Origin of the sequence: Saccharospirillum alexandrii, from assembly GCF_004000275.1 — a bacterium.
GTDB lineage: Bacteria > Pseudomonadota > Gammaproteobacteria > Pseudomonadales > Natronospirillaceae > Saccharospirillum > Saccharospirillum alexandrii.
This window is the reverse complement of the sequence record NZ_RCIP01000002.1, coordinates 574408-594394: the sequence shown is the minus strand read 5'-3', so window position 1 is coordinate 594394 and position 19987 is coordinate 574408. Positions and strand designations below refer to the sequence as shown.

Here is a 19987-nt window from a genome sequence, read left to right as displayed (position 1 = left end):
TCAAAGTCACTGCCATCAGTATAGCAATTGCCATGCCTCAGAACAGCCAGTCATTACCATCGGCTTTTGTACTCAGCCGACACTGGTCGGAAGACGATCAGGGCATTCAGCTGCGTTATTGGCTGAAAACGGGGGAGCAGGTGCAGTGCTGGCAGGTGGCCAACCAGCGTTCGGTCTGTTTTATTCCGGTGGCTGAACGCGCAGCCTGGGGCCGGGTCTGGTCGGCCGTCGGGTTAGAGCCCAAGGTTGGCGATGCGGAACTGAAACTGCTCAGTGGCGAACCGGTCGTACCGGTCTACTCGCTTCAGTTCAGCGCCCAGCGCCAGTGGGTTCGGCGTGGGCGCGACCAGCAGCTGCGGGTCTGGGAAGATGACATTCTGCCTGCCGACCGCTTTCTGATGGAACGGCTGATCACCGCCGGTGTGCAACTGGATGGCCAGCGCCCGCGCCCGACCCGGGCCAGGCCAACCCTTAACGTGCTGTCGCTCGATATCGAAACCGCCTGGTTTGTTCCAGGTAAAGTGCCCGACCTGTACAGCATTGCAGCCGTCACCGAGACCGCCAGCGCGGTCTGGGTCGTTGACCGCGGACAGGAAAAGCCCGCCCAAACAGCCGACGATTTTCACTGGGTAGAGACACCGCGCGCCGCGCTGGAGGCTTTTTTCGACTTTGTGCAACAGGTCAACCCCGATGTGCTGGTGGGCTGGGCCGTGGTCGATTTTGATCTGTGGGTGTTACAGCAACATTGCGATCAGTTGGGGTTGCCACTGGCCCTGGGCCGCGACCGGCAACCGGCGCGCTGGCAAGGGCGGGAGTCGGGGCGTCAGCGCATTGAGCTGGAGGGCCGCCAGGTCATCGATGGCCCTGGCACGCTGCGCTCTGCAGCCTGGTCACTTGAAAGCTACTCGCTCGAGGCGGTTTCGCGCGCGCTGCTTGGGCGTGGCAAGGCCATTGCCGACAGCGACGACCGGGTCGGCGAAATCGAAAGGCTCTATCGCGACGACCCGGTGGCGCTCTATACCTACAACCGTGAAGACGCCCAACTGGTGCTCGACATCTTCAAAACCGCCGATCTCTGGGGCTTTTTGATCGAACGGGCGCACCTGACCGGTCTGACGCTGGATCGAATAGGCGCCTCGGCTGCCTCATTCAGCTATGTTTATTTGCCCCGGCTGCACCGAGCCGGGCGCGTTGCTCCCTCGGTGGGCGATCAGCAACTGACCGAGCACAGCCCGGGCGGCTTTGTTATGGACAGCCAGCCCGGTCTCTACGACAACGTGCTGGTGCTCGACTTCAAGAGCCTGTACCCCAGCATCATCCGCACCTTTCTGATTGACCCGCTCGGCTTGCATCTGGGCCTGGAAGGGCCGGAAGCCGAGTCGGTGCCGGGGTTTCTCGGCGCGCGCTTTCACCGCACCGGGCACTTATTGCCCGGTATTATCGATCAGCTCTGGCTGGCGCGGGATGAGGCCAAGCAGGCCCGCAATGCACCGCTGTCCCAGGCCATTAAAATTCTGATGAACTCCTTCTACGGCGTGCTCGGCAGCAACCTGTGCCGGTTCTTTGATCCGCGCCTGGCCAGTTCGATTACCCTGCGCGGGCATCAGATTCTGAACGACAGTCGCGATTACATCGAACAGCAGGGACATCGGGTTATTTACGGCGACACCGACTCGGTGTTCGTCTGGGTCGACCGCCATGCAGACCCGGCGGCGCTGGGCAATGAGCTGGCCAACCAATTGAACTACTGGTGGCAGACCCGCCTGCGCGACGAGTTCGATCTGGAATCTCACCTGGAAATGGAATACGAAACCCATTACCACCGGTTTTTAATGCCCACCATCCGCGGGCAGGAAACTGGCTCGAAAAAGCGCTATGCCGGCATGATCGTGCGCGATGGCGAGCCCGAGCTGGTGTTCAAGGGGCTCGAAGTGGTGCGCTCAGACTGGACGCCTCTGGCCAAAACTTTTCAGCGAGAACTCTACCGGCGGGTCTTTATGAACGAAGATGTCACCCGCTTCGTAAAAGCCGAAGTGGCTGCCTTGCTGGCCGGCCAGCGCGATGAAGATCTGACCTACCGGCGCCGGCTGCGGCGCTCACTGGCCTCCTATGAAAAACAGAAGCCACCGCACGTTCAGGCCGCATTGAAACGCAAGGAACGGCAACCGCAATGGAGCGGGCGTGAAATCCGCTACCGGATGACGCTCAATGGCGTGGAACCCGAGCCGTTCATTGAGTCAGCGATCGATTACGATCACTACCTCGACAAGCAATTGGCGCCTATTGCCGATGGCATTCTGCATTTTCTGGGCATGGACTTCGCGACGCTGGTGGATGAGCAGATGACGTTGTTTTAGCCAAAAAAAAGGCGCCCGTTCAGGCGCCTTTTTTAGAGCATTCTGATGAATACGTTGATTCAGTTTACCAGGCTAACGTTGATATCCTGGCCCTGACTGCGCAGGGTGAAGGCTTCGGGGCTGAACGCTGTGAAGGTGTAGGTAAGCTGCACGGGTTCTACCGAGCGTTGCATGCCGGTGCCGGCACCGCCTTCTTCGATGAACTCGGTGATGACGCTCAAAGTACGGTCTTCCAGGCGCCAGATGCCCTGGTAGTTGTAGATGGACTGGTCCGGACGGGTTTGGGTGAAACGTATGGCGCCGTTTTCCTGAATGCGAATGCGGGTTTCGCCGCCGTTTGCGCCACGGCCAAACCAGGTGCCGTTAAGCTGGGCGGCATTGACTTCAACGGCCTCCTGGCGCTGACCCCGTATGCTGACTTCCTCGGCCTGGGCATTGCGCGGAGGGCGGTCACCGTAGTGAACCGTGCCTTCTTCGTCCGTCCAGGTGTAAATTTTGCCTTCGGCCAGGGCTGGCCCAGCCTGGGCTGCAAGAAGGCCGACCAGCGCCACAACCAGTACTGTGCGCGTCAGACGGGAAGCTGTTAACAGCAAGCCTTGTTTCATAAGGGTTCCTTAAACTGTGAGCATTGGCAGCAGTGTAGAACATGCCAAACCGTTTCGATTAGTTTAACCCTCTGGCGGCCAGAAAGTGAATGTTTTGCTGTGACCCGCTCGACACTTCTTCCAATGGGTTGCTGGCCAGGGGTCATTCGTCGGGTTACGCCCGAAATCAGTGGCCCAGAATGCGCTTTCGGCAGTCCAGCAGTTGGGCCTGGTCGAGCCGGGCTCCGGAGTGCTGAACCTTCACCGCCGAGGCCAGGCTCGCCAGTGCACCGGCGGTCTGGTAGCTGTGACCCTGCGACAGCCCGTACATAAAGGCGCCAGCGAAGGTATCGCCTGCACCGGTGGTATTGATTGCCTTAACCTTGTGCGCCGGGATCTCAAAGCGGGTGTGGCCGTCGAAGGCAATGGCACCCTGGTCGCCCCGGGTCATCACCCAGGTATCGGCCAGGTCATCGAGGCTCGACAGGGCGTCTTCCAGATCCGGCTTATGGCTCCAGATGCGAGCTTCTTCTTCGTTGCAAAACAGCAGGTCACAGCGGTCGCTGAGCAGTTCGGTCATTTCTTCACGACACAGGCGCACCACGGCCGGGTCGCAGAAGTTCACGGCGATTTTTTTACCCAATTTGCGCGCCTGATTGCGGCAGGCGAGGGCAGCCTGGTGGCCCAGGCTGGAAATGGACAGATGCCCCTCCAGAAACAGCCAGTCGGCCGCGGCCAGGGCGTCGAAGTTAACGTTGTCGATGCCAATATCGTCGGTAATGCCGATGTAGGTGTTCATGGTACGCTCAGCGTCCGGTGTAACCATGATCAGGCAGACGCCGGTATGGCCGTCTTTGACACGGTCGTGCGGGTCGGTGGTTACGCCGGAATCCGTCAATTGCTGAATATAGAAGTCACCGTCAGCGTCATCGCCCAGTCGACAGGAGAAGTGGCATTTTGCCCCCAGTTGCGCGCTGGCCGTCAGGCTGTTGGCACCACTGCCCCCGTTCATGCGTTTGAGCAGGGTGCCCTCGTTTGAGGCGGCCTTGCGCAGTGTGCGGCTGCGTTCAAAATCGATCAGGGTCCGGTGCGCCTTGGCCACACCCAGGGTGGCCAGAAAGGCCTCGTCGACGCTGTATTCTTCGTCGACCAGCGCCTGGCCGACGGCGTAGATATCAAGATGACTCATTCGCATAACTGCCTGTTAGTCCGGTGGGTACCGGAGAAATAACGAACGGCCAGCGTCTGTCAGTCAACGTCGGCGACCGGGTGGGGCGGGGCAGTGTACCGATCCTGAACATTCAGTCAAATCTCCGTCAAATGTATTTCCAAGCGAATTACCGCTGAAGTATTGGAGTTCACCACGAAGACTAGCAGCGGGTGTCGGGTATGCCTCTGTGGGGTAGTCCGCAGCAGGGATGCTGCGGCCAAGGCTCCATGGATGGATCTACGCCGACCCCGCAGAGGCATACCCGGCATCCGGTGCGGGCCATCACCTCCGAGGCAATCCAAAATCCGAACCAGAGTTCTCCATTCTGCCAACAAGGCCAAAGACAGCGACTGTTTCGCCCTTTATACTCCCGCGCCATGGCAAAGAAACCAACTCGATCACGCTCCGGCAGCACTCGCCGCAGCGCAGCACCCAAATCCCGTTCCAGCCGCAGCAGCAAGGCTCGCAAACAGAGCCGGGGTGCTCTGTGGCGCTGGCGTTTACTGCAGTTAAGCATCATTGGCGCCGCCGTGCTGATCGCCTGGATGTTTTATTTGAACGCCGTAGTGCGCGAGCGCTTCGAAGGGCAACGCTTTACGGTGCCGGCCCGGGTCTACAGCGAAGCCCAGGAGCTTTACGCCGGAGCACCGGTCAGTGCCGATCAGGTCGAATCCCTGTTGCAGGCGCTGGGGTACCGTCAGACGGGCGATCTTGGTCAGTCTGGCCGGTATTTGCGCCGCGGGCAAACCCTGTCGATACATACTCGTAGCTTCGATTTCTGGGACAGCCCGGAACCCGCGCGGCGCCTGGAGCTGGATTTCAGTCAGGGCAGTCTGGTCAATATGGTGACCAGCGCCGGGCAGCCGGTTCTGGTTGCCCGGCTCGACCCGCTGTTTATTGGTCAGATATACCCCGGCAGTGGTGAAGACCGCTTGCTGTTACCAATCGATGAAGTGCCGCAATCCCTGATAGATGGCCTCATTGCGGTGGAAGACCGGCGTTTCTACCAGCATTGGGGCATTTCACCGGTCGGCATCGCCCGCGCGCTCTGGGCCAATGTCACCTCGGCCTCCATTGCACAGGGAGGCAGTACCCTGACCCAGCAGCTGGTCAAAAACATGTATTTGACCGCCGACCAGACGCTGTGGCGCAAGGGTAATGAGGCGCTGATGGCCTTGTTGATGGAGTGGCATTACAGCAAGGAACAGATTCTCGAAGCCTACCTTAACGAGATTTACATCGGTCAGCAGGGGCGGCGGTCCATCAACGGCTTTGGCTTGGGCGCTCAGTTTTTCTTCGGCAGCCCGCTGCGCTCGCTCAACATTCATCAGCAAGCCCTGTTGGTGGGGCTGATTAAGGGGCCATCCTACTACAACCCCCGGCGCAACCCGGACCAGGCTATGGCCCGCCGAAATGTGGTGTTGTCGGTCTGGCGTGAAGCCGGGGTGATTACCCAGGCTGAATACGATCGCGCCCTGGCGTCTGGTCTGGACATCAGCGACGTACCCGGCGATGCCAGTTACCCGGCCTTTATGGATCTGGTGCGCCGGCAGCTCGATCAGGGCTACCGGCGACAGGACCTGCTGGCCGAAGGCCTGACCATCTTCACCACCCTCGATCCACTGGCGCAAAACCACCTGGAGACCGTCTTGCCCGACGGCCTGGCCGCGCTGGAAACCAGCTACAACCTGAATACCGACACCCTGGAAGGGGCCGCCATCGTAACCCGGCCCTCCACCGGAGATGTGTTGGCGATTACCGGAGGCCGCAAACCCGAACTGGCCGGTTTTAACCGGGCACTGGATGCACGCCGTCAGGTAGGCTCGCTGATGAAACCGGCGGTTTATCTGGCGGCGCTGGAAGCGGGCTATACCCTGGCCACACAGGTCAGTGATGCACCGGTGCAGGTAGCCTCGGCCAATGGCGATCTGTGGGAGCCCCGAAATTTTGATAGGGAAAGCCATGGTTCACCGCTGCTGGTAGACGCCTTTTCCCACAGCTATAACCAGGCGACGGCACGACTGGGCATGGAAGTGGGCCTTGCCGAGGTGTTTGATGTTATCGATCGACTGGGGGTCAGTGAACGCTTGCCCGCCGTTCCATCGGTGATGCTGGGGGCCGTGGATTTGTCGCCGTTTCATGTTGCCCAGATGTACCAGACCATTGCGGGTAATGGCTTCTACAGCCCGCTGAACGCCATTCGCGCTGTGGTGCACCCGGATAACGGCGTGCTACAGCGTTTTGACCTGCAGGTGGAACAACGCTTTGCGCCCGAACAGATGTACCTGGTCCAGGAAGCCTTGCACCGGGTCACGCTGGAAGGCACAGCGCGCAGCTTGCAGTGGCGTTTGCCGCAAAGCTGGTGGCTGGCTGGCAAAACCGGCACCACCGACGATAACCGGGATGCCTGGTTTGCTGGCTACAGCAGTGATCGCCAGGCGGTGGTCTGGGTGGGCCGCGATGGCAACGAGCCAACGCCGCTGACGGGCTCGACCGGGGCTCTGCCGATTTGGGCTGACATCATGGCCGGGTTGAAGCCCAATCAGGAACGGCGCGGGCAGCCGGCTACCGTGGTTCGGGTGCCGGTGAATGCGCAGGGGGCTCAGGTCAGCGAACGCTGTGATAACCAGCGGGTATTGCCCTTTTTAGCCGGTTCAGAACCCCCCGGGCGGCGTGGTTGCTCTGGCAGTCCCGACCCGTCCAGCGATGACGAAGGAGGTGGCTGGTGGCAACGGCTGTTCAATTAAAATACCGGGGCCGGGTTTGTCCCTTTTATGGGCGTTTGGTTTGGGTGTTGCTCTCAGTGTTCTGGTTTTCAGGGTGTGTTTCGGTACCGGTAGATCAGCCCGATGATCCCCGGCTGAGTACCTGGGAGCGCAAGGAAGAACGGGCCGGTCAGCCTATCGAAACCCCCATCGCCACTCGCAGCAGCCTGGTGGATTCCCTGCAGCGTTCAGCGCGTGAACGGGCAGCTGTTGGTCAGTGGGATCAGGCCGAAGCCCTGCTGTTGCGAGCATTGCGCATCGAACCACAGGCAGCAGACCTGTATTTGCAGATGGCTGAACTGAAATTACGGAAGGGAGATACTGCCGGCGCCACGCAGATTGCGCGCAAAGGCCTGACCTATGCGGAAACAGGCGGCGATCTGGCGGCCGACTTGCAGCGGTTTGTGCAACCTGAGTGACCTAACCGGGCCGCAGCCATAAGGCTGCGGCCCGGTGGTCTAGCGGTTAATGTAAGGCAGGCGGTTCTCGTCGATGCCGAAGCAGGCGACGGACGATTCGCCGCTCTGGTCTTTCAACACGGGCGTTTCTACCTTGCAACGCTCATTGGCAAACTCGCACCGGCCGTGGAAGGCACAGCCACTGGGCGGGTTCAACGGAGAAGGCAATTCACCGGTCAGCCGGATTTTGTCGATCCGGTGTTCAGGGTCGATGCGCGGTGTCGATGACAGCAGGGCCCGGGTGTAGGGGTGTTGGGGGTGTGTGAAGATGTCTTCGGTCGCACCGTACTCCACCACTTTACCCAGATACATCACCATGACTTTATCGGCAATGTGCTCGACCACCGACAAATCGTGAGAGATGAACACGTAAGCCAGGTCAAGCTCTTGCTGCAGGTCCATCATCAGGTTCAGCACCTGCGCCTGTACTGACACGTCCAGAGCCGACACCGGCTCATCAGCCACCACGACCTTGGGATTCATCATCAACCCCCGAGCGATGGCGATGCGCTGGCGTTGCCCACCCGAGAACATGTGCGGGTAGCGATCGTAGTGCTCAGGCTTCAGTCCCACTTTCTGCAACAAATTCAGGGCGCGCTCTTTGCGCTCTGCCTTGGTCAACTTGCCGTTAATCACCAATGGCTCTTCCAGAATGGACCCGACTTTCTTGCGCGGGTTCAACGACCCGTAAGGGTTCTGGAAAATAATCTGAATGCGCTGGCGCAATTCCTTGCGGGTTTCGCGGTCCAGAGTCAGCAGGTTCTTGCCTTCGAAGTTCAGTTCGCCGTCGGTGGGCAGCTCAATCATGGTCAGCAAACGCGCCAGGGTCGATTTGCCACAGCCGGACTCTCCGACGACGGCCAGCGTCTTGCCTGCTTCAACGGTGAAATTAACACCATCCAGAGCTTTGACCAGACCCGGTGGTTTCATGAACCCCTGTTTGACCGGGTAGTGCTGCTTGAGGCCGACACCGCTCATGATCGGTGGTTTAGCCGCTGTTGTTTCGGAAGATTGTTGGGTCATTGGCTGTTCACTCATACCGTGGGCCTCCCGGCTTCATCCAGCGGGTAAAAACATTTCACCTGACGACCTCGCGGGCCATATTGCTCAGGTTCTTCAGCCCGGCAGCGATCGGTCACGTAGGGACAGCGCGGGTTCAGCAGGCAACCCTGTGGCCGGTCGTTAGCGCCGGGTACAACACCGGGCAGCGCATTCAACCGGTCTTTGCCTTCAGACGACTCAGGCAGGGAGTTCATCAGTGCCTGGGTGTATGGGTGTTTGGGTGCCTTGAAAATGTCGCTGGCCGGCCCGGTTTCAACGATTTGTCCGGCATACATCACCACCACGCGGTCAGCGGCTTCGGCGACTAATGCCAAATCGTGGGTGATCAGCATCAGGCCCATCTGTTTCTCGCGCTGCAGCTTGAGCAACAGTTCGATGATTTGCGCCTGAATGGTGACGTCCAGCGCGGTAGTGGGTTCATCCGCGATCAGCAATTTCGGATCGCAGGCGATCGCCATGGCGATCATGACCCGTTGGCTCATGCCGCCAGAGAGTTGATGCGGGTAGTTGTTGATGCGGCTTTCCGGTGCAGGAATACCAACCTGGCGCAGCAAATCAATGGCTTTGGCCTGGCGTTCTTTTTTACTGCCACCCTGATGAACTTCAATGGCCTCCATGATCTGATTGCCCACGGTGTAGCTGGGGTTCAGGGAGGTCATTGGGTCCTGAAAGATCATCGAAATTTCGTCACCGGTGATCTTGCGCCGGGCCTTTTCGTTCAGGGTCTGCAGGTCGGTTGTCTTGAATCGCAGTTCATCCGCCGTTACGCGGCCGGGGAAATCGATCAGCCCCATCAGCGCCAGGGATGACACACTTTTGCCGGAGCCGGATTCGCCCACAATGCCCAGCACTTCGCCTTGTTCGACGTGAAAGCTGACCCGGTCGACCGCTTTGAACGGGTTGTCTTTGGTTCCAAAGGCCACCGACAGGTTGTTGACGACCAGGAGGCTCTTGTCAGTCTCAGTCATGTCGGTCTCCTATTGTTTCAGTTTCGGGTCGAGGGCATCGCGCAGGCCATCACCCATCAGGTTAAACGCCAGAACGGTCATCAGAATGATCAGGCCGGGGAAGGTCACCACCCACCAGGCGCTCTGAATGAATTCACGAGCCGTGGCCAGCATTGACCCCCATTCAGGCAGCGGTGGCTGGGCGCCGAGACCGAGGAAACCCAGTGCCGCCATGTCGAGAATGGCGTTAGAGAAGCCGAGCGTCGCCTGAACGATCAGCGGGGCCAGGCAGTTCGGCAAAATAACAATAAACATCAGGCGTAAAGCACCTGCGCCCGCCACGCGGGAGGAGATCACATAGTCCTTGTTGATTTCTGTCAGTACCGAGGCACGCGTCAGTCGCACATAGTGCGGCAGGTAGACCAGTGACAGCGCCAGCCCGGAGTTGACGATGCTGGGGCCGAGAATCGCGACAATGGCGATGGCCAGCAACAGGGCAGGCATCGACAGCAGGATGTCGGCAAAACGCATGATGGCGACATCGACAAAGCCACCAAAGAAGCCCGCAACCAGCCCAAGGCAGATACCGAGCACCAGAGATACGGACACGATCACCAGACCAATCAGCAGCGAGAGGCGCGCGCCGTGAATCAGCCGCGACAGAATGTCCCGGCCTACACCGTCGGTACCCAACCAGAACTGTGCGTTCCCGCCTTCGGCCCAGGCCGGGGGCACCAGAATAAAGTCCCGGAACTGTTCATGTGGATGATGCGGTGCGACAAAATCGGCAAAAACCGCCAGAAAAACGATAAAGACGATAAAACAGAGGCCAATCAAGGCGCCCCGGTTCTGTATAAAGTACGACCAGAATTCGGCAAACGGTGTTTGTGGCACGCGCACCGTCGTTTGGGTTTCGGAAGTCATTGTCATGTGCTGGCTCCTTACTTGCTGTGACGTACGCGCGGGTTCACCACGCCATACATGAGGTCGACCAGCAGGTTGACCAGAATGATGATGGTGGCAATCAGCAGCAGGCCACCCTGAACCACCGGGTAATCGCGTCGCCCGATCGATTCAATCAGCCACTTGCCAATGCCTGGCCAGGCAAAAATGGTCTCGGTCAGAATGGCACCGCTGAGCAACAGGCCGACTTGCAGCCCCATAACGGTGATGACCGGAATCAACGCATTGCGCAGCGCGTGTTTGACGATGATGCGCCGCTTCGACAAGCCTTTGGCCCGAGCGGTCCGAATATAGTCTTCACCCAGTACCTCGAGCATGGAGGAGCGGGTCATCCGCGCAATAACCGCCATGGGGATGGTGCCGAGTACAATGGACGGCAGCACCAGATGGCTCAGCGCCGAGATAAAGGCGCCGTCTTCGTCCGATAGCAACGTATCGATTAGCATGAACCCGGTTACTTCGTCGACCCAGAACATGACGTCCAGCCTGCCAGAAACCGGTGTCCAGCCGAGGTTGACGGAGAACAACAGGATCAACAGCAGGGCCCACCAGAAAATCGGCATTGAATAGCCAGTGAGCGAGATGGTCATAACGGTGTGGTCGAGCAGCCCGCCACGCTTGATGGCAGCGAGGATGCCCAGGGTAAGTCCGGTGATGACCGCGAAGATGGCGGCGCATACAGTCAGTTCAATGGTCGCCGGAAACAATGACATAAACTCTGACATTACTGGCTGGCGAGTCACATAGGAGGTGCCCAGGTCACCCTGAAGAACATTGCCCAGATAGATGAAATACTGTTGCCAGATCGGCTTGTCCAGGCCCAGCATGGCCTCAAGTTCCGCCCGTTGTTCGGGCCCGAATCCGCGTTCGCCCCCCATGATGGTGATCGGATCACCGGGGATCAGATAAATAAGCGCAAAGGTGAAAAGCGATACCCCGATGAAGGTGGGTATCACCATGCCCAGACGGCGTAGTAAAAATTGTAGCATTGAGTCTATTCTCCAACCTGAAATGGGTGCTTGGCCATTTCGGGAATGAAACCAGAGGGTCAGGCGAGCTGGTTTCTGCTTTATGCAATGAACCGGGGATCACGGCCCGGAGCAGTGCTTGAGCCGGTACCGGGTAGGTGCCGGTGCCTGCATCACCCAGCGGTGATGACAGCGGTTATTAAACAAGAAAGGGCGGCAGATGGTCTGCCGCCCTGATAGAGACGTCTTAACTGTCAGGTGTTGACTCAGTCTGCGAGGCTAACCCCGTAGAACGAGTGCGAACCGAACGGGCTCATGACGTAGCCCTGTACTTCAGGACGAACGGGCTCGAAGACCACCGAATGAGCAATGGTGATCCAGGGCGCGGCAGCCTTGAATACAACCTGAGCTTCCTCGTACAGAGCGGTCCGTTCTTCTGTGACGGGTGTACGCAGAGCCTGGTCAACCAGAGAGTTGAACTCTTCGTCACACCAGAACGCACGGTTACCGCCGGTTTCAGCCGCCTGACAGCCCAGCAGGGTGTTCAGGAAGTTATCCGGGTCACCGTTGTCGCCGGTCCAGCCAAGCATCATGGTTTCATGTTCGCCATCCTGGGTGCGTTGCAGATACTCGCCCCACTCGAAGGATACGATTTCAGCGTCAACACCGACGGCTGCCCAGTCTGCCTGAATCAGCTCGGCCATACGGCGTGCATTCGGGTTGTACGGACGCTGTACAGGCATGGCCCAGATGTCGGTTTCGAAACCGTCCGGGAAGCCAGCTTCGGCCAGCAACTGACGGGCGTATTCCGGATCGTAGTCATAATCGACGACGTTTTCGTTGTACGACCACATGGTTGGTGGGATCGGGTTCTTGGCAACCTGGCCAGCGCCCTGATAGACCGCATCCAGAATCGCTTCTTTGTTGGTTGCGATGTTCAGAGCCTGACGAACGAGGTCATTGTCGAACGGGGCTTTCTGGGTGTTGAAGGCCAGATAGCCGACGTTCAGACCAGGCTGGGACAGCACGTTGATGTTCGGGTCATCTTGCATGGCCTGAACATCGGACGGGTTCGGATACACCATGTGGTGACATTCGCCGGCACGCAGCTTGGCGTAACGAACGCTGGCATCAGGAGTAATGGAGAACACCAGACGCTCGATATCAGCCGCACCTTCCCAGTAAGCATTGTGACGCACATAGCGAATCACAGAGTCTTTACGATACTGAGCCAGAATGAATGGGCCGGTACCGATCGGTGTAATATCGACTTGGCTTGGGGTGCCCGCATCCATCATCGCATCGGCGTATTCGGCCGAGTGAATGGAGGCGAAGTCCATGGCCAGGTTGGCCAGGAAGGTGGCGTTCGGGGCGCTTAGGTTGAAGACAATGGTGTAATCATCCGGTGCTTCGATTGAATCGATCGCGTCGGCCATACCCATGTAGCCAAAGTAGGCATAATCCTGGTTGCTGACACTATGGAACGGGTGGTCTTCGTTCATCTGACGTTCAAAGCTGAACACAACGTCTTCAGCGTTGAATTCGCGGCTCGGACGGAAGTCTGAACGGGCGTGAAACTTGACGCCTTCGCGCAGGTTGAAGGTGTAAGTCAGACCGTCGTCGGAAATCTCCCAGCTTTCAGCCAGGCCCGGCACGACAGATGTGCCGCCGCGCTCAAACTCAACCAGGCGGTTAAACATGGTGCGCGAAGAGGCGTCAAAGGTAGTGCCAGAGGTGTAAAAAGCCGGGTTAAAGCCTTCAGGGCTCGCTTCCGAGCAATACACAAAGGTGTCCGCAGCAGCGGTAGACGCCATTGCCGTGGCCAGTGCAGCGCCGGCAAAGAGTGACAGACTTTTCTTCATTGTTATTTCTCTCCTTTTATTATGTAAGCCGCTGTCGGTCATGACTATGATCATCAGCGGCCTTTGACCCGTCGTTCTGTGAGGAAGAACGCCGGGGAACCATCGCTTCAGCAAGAATGAGACCACGCCGAGGCACAGGCTGACAGTTGGTGTTGCAACCACCGTACGAGTTCCCGCAACCGGTGCGGGGCAGGCTTTGTCGTGTACCTGACACGTCAAATCAGAACCGACGCCAGTGGTCGATATAACCGTACTCATGGTCAACTGTGGTGCCTGAGCATAAAGCAGGGTTTAAAATAGGGCAACCAGTCAGGAAATGCTAAATTTTTCCGGGTGCCGTCACGTCAGATTGCCGCCTTTATGTCTCAAAGTTGTAAAAGTTTAGGGGCTCTGGAGTGTTTTAGCGGCCAGTTTTCGACTAAGGTTAAATGGCTCGGGATGTGGTCCGCACTTTGCTTTGTCTGAGGCAAGACGAGGCAAGGGAAGGCTGGCAGCATTGAATTTTTGGCCGCAGTGGCGAAAATTGATGCCAATTAGAGCGGGTTTAAAGGGTACTGGCACCCCGGGTACGGAACCGGCGTTGCGAAACAATGCAGTGATTGGGACCATGGCCACCCCTCTGTCGGTAACGACGTTTTGGTGGCTTTGCAGTAACAGCGCTCTGTTAGTGGTGTTTTGTATTAGGGCGCACAGCGTTCAAGAGGCGAATTCATTGCGGTATCTAGCATTGCATCAAGCATCGACCCCTGCCTGCCATCCCTGTGTGGATGTTGCCTTGGCCGATGCCTGGACCAGTCAGCGCGGTTTCTATGCTGCCTCCCGGCACGCGCTGAGCGAATGGTTTAACGAGTAGCCTTGCTCATGCTGGCCTGGCTGTCGCGAAACAGGCCGGTGAATCCCCCGAAGTCAAGCGCATGTCGCACAACCACAACCCTGGGTGCGATAATGTTTTGCATTGGCCTCCGGGCTTATTCAAAATGCCAGCAACAAAAACGCATAAAAAGTAATCAGTTCTGCCGGCCTCAGATGTCCAGTGCCACTCAAGCACAAACATCCGGCAGGTACCGCAGGCAGAAACGGATCAGGAGACCACAATGGGTCAGCAAGTAGCCCCGCTGATAGCCACCGACATACACAAGTGTTTTGGTGAGCTGGAAGTCCTCAAGGGCATTTCACTGGAAGCGCACAAAGGCGATGTTATTTCCGTCATTGGGTCTTCCGGGTCGGGTAAAAGTACCTTTCTGCGTTGCATCAACATGCTTGAGATCCCTACTTCAGGTGACATTCAGGTGCACGGTGAGAAAGTGGCGTTCAAGACCAATCGTCGCGGCGAGCGTGAACCTGCCGACATGCGTCAGGTTGAAAAGATGCGTGCCCAGCTGTCCATGGTGTTTCAGGGGTTCAACCTCTGGGCGCACATGACGGTGATGGAGAACATCATCGAAGCACCGGTCCATGTGCTTGGCATCAGTAAAAAAGAAGCCATCGAGCGGGCCGAAGAGCATTTGAACCGGGTTGGCTTGTACGACCGGCGCAACTACTACCCGGCCCACATGTCGGGTGGCCAGCAACAACGGGCCGCCATTGCCCGGGCGCTGGCGATGAATCCGGAGGTGATGCTCTTTGATGAACCGACCTCGGCCCTCGACCCTGAGCTGGTAGGCGAAGTGCTCAAAGTAATGCGGGCCCTGGCGGAAGAAGGACGCACCATGGTGGTCGTTACCCATGAGATGGCGTTCGCCCAGGATGTCTCGAACAAGGTGATGTATCTGCACCAGGGCAAAATTGAAGAGTATGGCGACCCGAAAGAGGTGTTCACCAACCCGAAATCCGAACGCTTCAAACAATTTATTGCACCGAATTACTGATTCCGGGCGCTGCATTCAGCGGCGACCGGAAAGCATTAGCCGCTTCGCGTATTGGGGGCGGTTAACCAGTATGATCAGCGGTAGCTGGTATGGACACAGGATGTGTCCGGTATCCGATCGCGCCGGATACCAACGCAACCTGTCCGGTTGTGCCCAATGTTATGGACGATGGGATGATGAAAGAGAGGCGGCGCAAGCCATCTCATACTAGGAATCAGGAACCACCTGATCGAATGACAACACTGGAGTCAACCATAATGAAAAAAACGTTAATTGCTGTTGCGGGTATGCTCGCAATGACCTCTGCCGTATCGGCCGAAAGCTGGGACACCATTCGTGTGGGCGTGGATGCACCTTACCCGCCGTTTGAATACCGTGCACCGGATGGTGAACTGACCGGTTTCGAAATTGAACTGGGCAATGAAGTGTGCCAGATCGTATCCGGCAACGACTGTGAGTGGGTTGTTCAGGCATGGGACGGTATTATCCCGGGTCTGCTGGCTCGCAAATACGACATGATTTTCTCATCCATGTCGATCAACGAAGAGCGCCAGAAGCGCGTTCTGTTTTCAGACCCTTACTACACAACTCCCTCTGCGTTTTTTGCACCGGATGGCAACGGCTTTAACCCCGACAGCAGCGACGGCAAGCGCGTTGGTGTTCAGCGGGCCACCATTCAGGACACCTACGTCACTGAATTCCTGACCGATGCTGAAGTGGTTCGTTACACCACCGCTGACGACATGATTGTTGACCTGCAAGGCGGCCGTCTGGACGCCATGTTCATCGATGCCCCGGTTGGCATCGAAATGCTGGACGGCAACGATGAAGTATCCCAGGTTGGCGATTTCATCAAAGAGCCGACACGCATCTTTGGTGAAGGCGTAGGCGCTGCATTCCGTAAGCGCGATACCGCTCTGGAAGAGCAAGTCAGTGCGGCACTTGAGCAACTGAAGAACGATGGTACCTACGACACCATCATGCAGAAGTATTTTGACATCGACATCAAACTGTAACGAACCCGTCTGACAAGACGTTTTCATTTTGTGTTTGTGCGAAGGGCCGGTGTCAGCCGGCCCTTCATGTGTTGCTCGGCCTGCTTCACAGGGTGTCAGTCCGTTAACAGGATTGAATGATGCTGTTGCGTAGGCAGACCAAGCAACTCAGTAAAACAACAACCAACGAAGAGTAACGCCTGTGTTTGATTTCGAAGGCTATGGCCCTTCCATATTTGGTGGCGCCATCATTACGTTGGAGCTGGCTGTCTTCTCGCTGGTTCTGGCCGTGTTTCTCGGTTTGATGGGTGCCTGGGGCAAAATGTCCCGTAACCGGCTGGCGAAAGGAGTGGCAACCTTTTACACCACGCTGATTCGTGGCGTACCCGACCTCGTCTGGATGATGCTGCTGTTTTTTGGTGGCCAGATCGCCCTGAACAGCATTCTGGACTACTTGAATTATGATTTGGGGTTCAACCTGCCATACCCCCAGTTCAATGAGTTCACTGCGGGCGTACTGACCATTGGATTTATTTTTGGTGCCTATATGTCCGAGACGTTTCGCGGTGCCTTTATGGCGGTTGAAAATGGCCAGATTGAAGCTGGCAAAGCCTACGGCATGAGCGGCTGGAAAGTATTTTCACGCATCATGTTTCCACAGATGATGCGTCACGCAATTCCCGGCATTGCCAACAACTGGCAGGTTCTCTTGAAAACGACTGCACTGGTGAGTGTGATCGGTCTGGCTGACATGGTGAGGCTGGCCAGTGAAGCCGCAAAATCCACCGGATCACCCTTCAAATTCCTCATACCCGTTGCCATTGTTTACCTGGCCATCGCCGCTCTCTCCGACATCATTTTCAAATTGCTCAACAACAAATACAGCGCTGGCGTTGTTAAGGGAGGCAGCTGATTATGGATGCACTCATTGCCTTACTCGAAAGCAACGATATTTTTACACCCAACACCCTTATGCAGTATTGGGGTGGTTTGGTGACAACGGTCCAGCTGGTTTTCCTGTCACTCATTATTGGTCTGGTCATCGCAGTGCCACTGGCGATAATGCGCGCGTCAGACAACCCCTGGCTCAGCCGTCCGGTGTGGGTCTATACCTACGTGTTTCGGGGTACACCCTTACTGGTACAGCTGTATATGATTTACTACGGGGTAACACTGATTGACGGTATTCAGGATACTTTCTGGTGGGAAATCTTCCGGGGTGCCTTCTACCCGGCACTGATTGCCTTTGTACTGAACACGGCGGCTTACACCACCGAAATTTTCCGCGGCGCCATCGAGGCAACACCGCGGGGTGAAATTGAAGCCGCCAAGGCCTATGGCATGAGCTGGGCCAGAAGAATGCGTCGCATTGTGCTGCCCAGTGCCTTCCGCCGGGCGATCCCGGCTTACAGCAACGAAGTGATTTTCATGTTGCATGCCAGTGCCATTGCATCGGTCGTGACCATCATTGATTTGCTGGGTGCTGCCCGTAATATTTACGCGCAATACTATGCGCCATTTCCGGCCTTTATCTTTGTCGCCTGCATCTACCTGATACTGACCTTCGGTATTCTGGGTGTATTCAAGCAGCTGGAAAAACGTTTGCTGGGGCATTTGCGCCCGCGCTGATGGTTTTTAACGTGCCGACAACTATCTGAGACCAGGCCGCCTATGCGGCCTTTTTTGCAATTCACCGGAGACAACCATTCCATGTTCGGGGCTCATACCGATTTTCTGCAGCACACCCTGGCAACGGCCGACGACACCGTCAGCCCTGAGTTTTCTATTCTGTCAGCGGGTACCGAAGTTACCCTGCTCGACTGTGGCGTGTTGCGGGTTGAGCCGAATACGGCTTGTGACACATCGGTCGTTATTTCCTGTGCCGTGCACGGTAACGAAACCGCGCCCATTGAGCTGGTGCGCGACATCGTACGGGATATTCTGGAAGAGGAGCAAAAAGCCGGGCAACGGGTGCTGTTCATTATGGGTAACCCCTGGTCAATGAGCATTGCCCAGCGCTTTGTTGAGGTCAACATGAACCGCCTCTTCACCGGTGACTGGCAGCAGTACGACACCACACTGAAAGAGGTAAAACGTGCCGCCAAACTGGAGGCCTACGTTGCCAATTTTTTTGCTGAAGAGCCGGTAACCGTCACCAAACGATTCCACTACGATCTGCACACCGCCATTCGGGGCAGCAAGCGCGAACGCTTTGCGGTTTATCCCTATGTGGCGGGCCGTGAGTTGCCGGATGAGCAAAAGGGTTTTTTGGCCCGGGCAGACATCGAAACCGTTCTGCTGCAGCAAAAAGAAGCGAACACCTTCTCCTCCTTTTCATCGCTGCGATACGGCGCCGAGAGTTTCACGCTGGAACTGGGGTCGGTCAAACCCTTTGGCGAAAACGACCTCAGTCGCTACAGCGGCATCGACTACGCGTTACGTGAACTGGTGGCCGGCGAGCCCCTGCCAGCCGAGCCCAAGCGACCGGTCGCCGAATTCGAAGTGTGCCACTCCATAGACGTTACCAGCGACACCTGGGAGTTCTTCATCCCGGACGATGCCCTCAACTTTACCGACTACGCCCCCGGTACTCTGATCTGGCGCGATGGCGACCAGGAATACCGGGTGGGCGACGAACCCGAATACATTGTGTTTCCAAACCCCAAAGTCCCGGTGGGGCAGCGCGCTGGCCTGATGCTTAAAATTCGTCGCTGACGCGGGTCTCAAGGCTCAAGTTTCGAAGTTCGCCCAGGGGCATACCCGGTATCCGGCGCAGACCAATGCCTCTCAGGTCACTCGAACTTCGAAACTTGAGCTAAAGCCCGGTCATCCAGTAAGGCACCAGCGGCGGCACCAGAAAAGCGGTCACAACGCCGGTGAGACTCATCGAAAGCCCCGCAAAGGCACCGCAGGTCGCTGACTTTTCAAACGCCTGGGCCGTGCCGAAACCATGGGCCGTGAGGCCCAGTACGTAACCGTACAGAGCATGATCGTCCAGTTTGCAAAAGCGCATGAGTGTCGGGAGCATCAACGTGCCAATGGCACCAGTCAGCAACACCAGTCCGGCCGCCAGCGAGCCACTGCCGCCAACGTTTTCAACCATGCCGATGGCGATAGGCGTGGTGATCGACTTGCCGCTCATGCTCAGCGACAGCACATCATCGCCCGTGATCAGGTCGGACAGGATCACCGCACTGCCGGCGGCTACTAATGCACCGGTGAAGCAGGCAACCAGCAAGGGCATCGCCATTTTGCGAATCAGCGCCATGTTCTCGTGCAGTGGCACCGCCAGGGCCACGGTAGCCGGGCCGAGCAGGAAGTGGATCATCTGGGTATCGCGTTGATATTGCGGGTAATCCCAGCCGAGCAGGGTTATCAGACCCATGATGGAGAAGATACTGACGATTACCGGGTGAACCAGAGCCGACCGACCGGCCCGACGGTACAGTTGTTCCGCCAACAGGTAGATACCCAGTGTCATGCTGATGGCCAGCAACAGATCAATCGAGACATTCATGTGTTTTTAACCCGAAACAGACGGAAGATGCCGACCATGGCCAGGGCCGAGAGGGCGGTGCTGGCGGCGATGATCAGCAGCATCCAGTGGCCATTGCTCATTAGCCGGTCCCAGTGTTCAATCAGCCCCACGCCAGCGGGTACGAACAGCAGGGTCAGGTAGCGGATCAGCATTTTACTGGCTTCGGCCACCGGTTTGGGCACCTTGCGGATGATGGTCAGGGTGACCCACAGCAGCACCAGCCCGACCACGTTGCCCGGAATTGGCCAGCCGATCCACTGCGATACCGCCTCGCCCGCGAGCCAGTAGACCAGCAATACCAGAAAACCCAGAACCATCGTCTTACCCTTTAAACAGTCGATCCGGGGTCAGTGTGCCTGAAACCCGGTATCGGATCAGCGCAAATGCCGCAACTGATTGATTCACAGAAT

At 57.4% G+C, this 19987-nt stretch carries 17 protein-coding genes; 8 read left to right on the top strand and 9 right to left on the bottom strand.

Annotated features, from left to right (window positions below; genetic code table 11):
* Nucleotides 1-32 precede the first annotated feature (32 nt).
* Complete coding sequence (locus EP166_RS10410; RefSeq protein WP_127556743.1) at nt 33-2357, top strand: DNA polymerase II; 2325 nt, start codon at nt 33-35, stop codon at nt 2355-2357.
* A gap of 59 nt (nt 2358-2416) precedes the next feature.
* Here EP166_RS10410 and EP166_RS10405 read toward each other — a convergent pair whose 3' ends face one another.
* Both EP166_RS10405 and EP166_RS10400 read right to left on the bottom strand, forming a co-directional pair.
* On the bottom strand, nt 2417-2962 hold the full coding sequence (locus EP166_RS10405; protein WP_127556742.1) for a DUF4124 domain-containing protein: 546 nt from the start codon (nt 2960-2962) through the stop codon (nt 2417-2419).
* Nucleotides 2963-3128: 166 nt separating this feature from the next.
* Nucleotides 3129-4130 carry an adenosine kinase gene (locus EP166_RS10400; protein ID WP_164743897.1) on the bottom strand — a complete coding sequence of 334 codons (1002 nt, stop codon included), beginning with the start codon at nt 4128-4130 and terminating at the stop codon, nt 3129-3131.
* A 398-nt stretch (nt 4131-4528) separates the two neighbouring features.
* Between EP166_RS10400 and mrcB the strand changes: the two genes are divergently transcribed.
* Both mrcB and EP166_RS10390 read left to right on the top strand, forming a co-directional pair.
* Complete coding sequence (gene mrcB, locus EP166_RS10395) at nt 4529-6898, top strand: penicillin-binding protein 1B (protein WP_164743896.1); 2370 nt, start codon at nt 4529-4531, stop codon at nt 6896-6898.
* Nucleotides 6877-7335: a tetratricopeptide repeat protein gene (locus tag EP166_RS10390; protein WP_127556739.1), complete on the top strand. Its 459-nt coding sequence runs from the start codon at nt 6877-6879 to the stop codon at nt 7333-7335. The genes mrcB and EP166_RS10390 overlap by 22 nt, the downstream gene beginning before the upstream one ends.
* 39 nt (nt 7336-7374) lie before the next feature.
* Here the strand turns inward: EP166_RS10390 and EP166_RS10385 are convergent, their stop codons facing one another.
* The 5 genes from EP166_RS10385 to EP166_RS10365 form a co-directional block, all read right to left on the bottom strand.
* Nucleotides 7375-8412, bottom strand: a complete 1038-nt coding sequence (locus EP166_RS10385; RefSeq protein ID WP_425470022.1) for a peptide ABC transporter ATP-binding protein — start codon at nt 8410-8412, stop codon at nt 7375-7377.
* Nucleotides 8409-9404: a dipeptide ABC transporter ATP-binding protein gene (dppD, locus tag EP166_RS10380; protein WP_127556738.1), complete on the bottom strand. Its 996-nt coding sequence runs from the start codon at nt 9402-9404 to the stop codon at nt 8409-8411. Before dppD ends, EP166_RS10385 begins: the two co-directional genes overlap by 4 nt.
* Before the next feature lie 9 nt (nt 9405-9413).
* Nucleotides 9414-10307 (bottom strand): dipeptide ABC transporter permease DppC, encoded by an 894-nt coding sequence (dppC, locus tag EP166_RS10375; protein ID WP_127557923.1) that lies wholly within the window; start codon nt 10305-10307, stop codon nt 9414-9416.
* A 17-nt stretch (nt 10308-10324) separates the two neighbouring features.
* Nucleotides 10325-11335, bottom strand: a complete 1011-nt coding sequence (locus tag EP166_RS10370) for an ABC transporter permease subunit (protein ID WP_127556737.1) — start codon at nt 11333-11335, stop codon at nt 10325-10327.
* A 245-nt stretch (nt 11336-11580) separates the two neighbouring features.
* The gene (locus tag EP166_RS10365) at nt 11581-13176 is read right to left on the bottom strand and encodes an ABC transporter substrate-binding protein (protein WP_127556736.1); all 1596 of its coding nucleotides are present in this window, start codon (nt 13174-13176) and stop codon (nt 11581-11583) included.
* Nucleotides 13177-14270: 1094 nt separating this feature from the next.
* Between EP166_RS10365 and EP166_RS10360 the strand changes: the two genes are divergently transcribed.
* The 5 genes from EP166_RS10360 to astE all read left to right on the top strand — a co-directional run bounded on the left by EP166_RS10360 (nt 14271) and on the right by astE (nt 18754).
* The gene (locus EP166_RS10360) at nt 14271-15044 is read left to right on the top strand and encodes an ABC transporter ATP-binding protein (protein ID WP_127556735.1); all 774 of its coding nucleotides are present in this window, start codon (nt 14271-14273) and stop codon (nt 15042-15044) included.
* 257 nt (nt 15045-15301) lie between these two features.
* The gene (locus EP166_RS10355; protein ID WP_127556734.1) at nt 15302-16060 is read left to right on the top strand and encodes a transporter substrate-binding domain-containing protein; all 759 of its coding nucleotides are present in this window, start codon (nt 15302-15304) and stop codon (nt 16058-16060) included.
* Nucleotides 16061-16241: 181 nt separating this feature from the next.
* Nucleotides 16242-16952 carry an ABC transporter permease gene (locus EP166_RS10350; protein ID WP_127556733.1) on the top strand — a complete coding sequence of 237 codons (711 nt, stop codon included), beginning with the start codon at nt 16242-16244 and terminating at the stop codon, nt 16950-16952.
* Nucleotides 16953-16954: 2 nt separating this feature from the next.
* Entirely contained in the window at nt 16955-17668 is a 714-nt protein-coding gene (locus EP166_RS10345; RefSeq protein WP_127556732.1) for an ABC transporter permease, read from the top strand.
* A gap of 42 nt (nt 17669-17710) precedes the next feature.
* Nucleotides 17711-18754 (top strand): succinylglutamate desuccinylase, encoded by a 1044-nt coding sequence (gene astE / locus EP166_RS10340; RefSeq protein ID WP_220432544.1) that lies wholly within the window; start codon nt 17711-17713, stop codon nt 18752-18754.
* A gap of 100 nt (nt 18755-18854) precedes the next feature.
* On the opposite strand, the gene EP166_RS10335 is transcribed toward astE, so the two are convergent.
* Nucleotides 18855-19556 carry an LrgB family protein gene (locus tag EP166_RS10335; protein WP_127556731.1) on the bottom strand — a complete coding sequence of 234 codons (702 nt, stop codon included), beginning with the start codon at nt 19554-19556 and terminating at the stop codon, nt 18855-18857.
* Nucleotides 19553-19894 carry a CidA/LrgA family protein gene (locus EP166_RS10330; RefSeq protein WP_127556730.1) on the bottom strand — a complete coding sequence of 114 codons (342 nt, stop codon included), beginning with the start codon at nt 19892-19894 and terminating at the stop codon, nt 19553-19555. Before EP166_RS10330 ends, EP166_RS10335 begins: the two co-directional genes overlap by 4 nt.
* Nucleotides 19895-19987 lie beyond the last annotated feature (93 nt).

Coding starts and splice junctions, on each gene's coding strand:
- EP166_RS10410 (WP_127556743.1), top strand. CDS start 33: ATGCCTCAGAACAGCCAGTCATTACCATCGGCTTTTGTACTCAGCCGA.
- EP166_RS10405 (WP_127556742.1), bottom strand. CDS start 2,962: ATGAAACAAGGCTTGCTGTTAACAGCTTCCCGTCTGACGCGCACAGTA.
- EP166_RS10400 (WP_164743897.1), bottom strand. CDS start 4,130: ATGAGTCATCTTGATATCTACGCCGTCGGCCAGGCGCTGGTCGACGAA.
- mrcB (WP_164743896.1), top strand. CDS start 4,529: ATGGCAAAGAAACCAACTCGATCACGCTCCGGCAGCACTCGCCGCAGC.
- EP166_RS10385 (WP_425470022.1), bottom strand. CDS start 8,412: ATGAGTGAACAGCCAATGACCCAACAATCTTCCGAAACAACAGCGGCT.
- dppD (WP_127556738.1), bottom strand. CDS start 9,404: ATGACTGAGACTGACAAGAGCCTCCTGGTCGTCAACAACCTGTCGGTG.
- dppC (WP_127557923.1), bottom strand. CDS start 10,307: ATGACTTCCGAAACCCAAACGACGGTGCGCGTGCCACAAACACCGTTT.
- EP166_RS10370 (WP_127556737.1), bottom strand. CDS start 11,335: ATGCTACAATTTTTACTACGCCGTCTGGGCATGGTGATACCCACCTTC.
- EP166_RS10365 (WP_127556736.1), bottom strand. CDS start 13,176: ATGAAGAAAAGTCTGTCACTCTTTGCCGGCGCTGCACTGGCCACGGCA.
- EP166_RS10360 (WP_127556735.1), top strand. CDS start 14,271: ATGGGTCAGCAAGTAGCCCCGCTGATAGCCACCGACATACACAAGTGT.
- EP166_RS10355 (WP_127556734.1), top strand. CDS start 15,302: ATGAAAAAAACGTTAATTGCTGTTGCGGGTATGCTCGCAATGACCTCT.
- EP166_RS10345 (WP_127556732.1), top strand. CDS start 16,955: ATGGATGCACTCATTGCCTTACTCGAAAGCAACGATATTTTTACACCC.
- astE (WP_220432544.1), top strand. CDS start 17,711: ATGCGGCCTTTTTTGCAATTCACCGGAGACAACCATTCCATGTTCGGG.
- EP166_RS10335 (WP_127556731.1), bottom strand. CDS start 19,556: ATGAATGTCTCGATTGATCTGTTGCTGGCCATCAGCATGACACTGGGT.
- EP166_RS10330 (WP_127556730.1), bottom strand. CDS start 19,894: ATGGTTCTGGGTTTTCTGGTATTGCTGGTCTACTGGCTCGCGGGCGAG.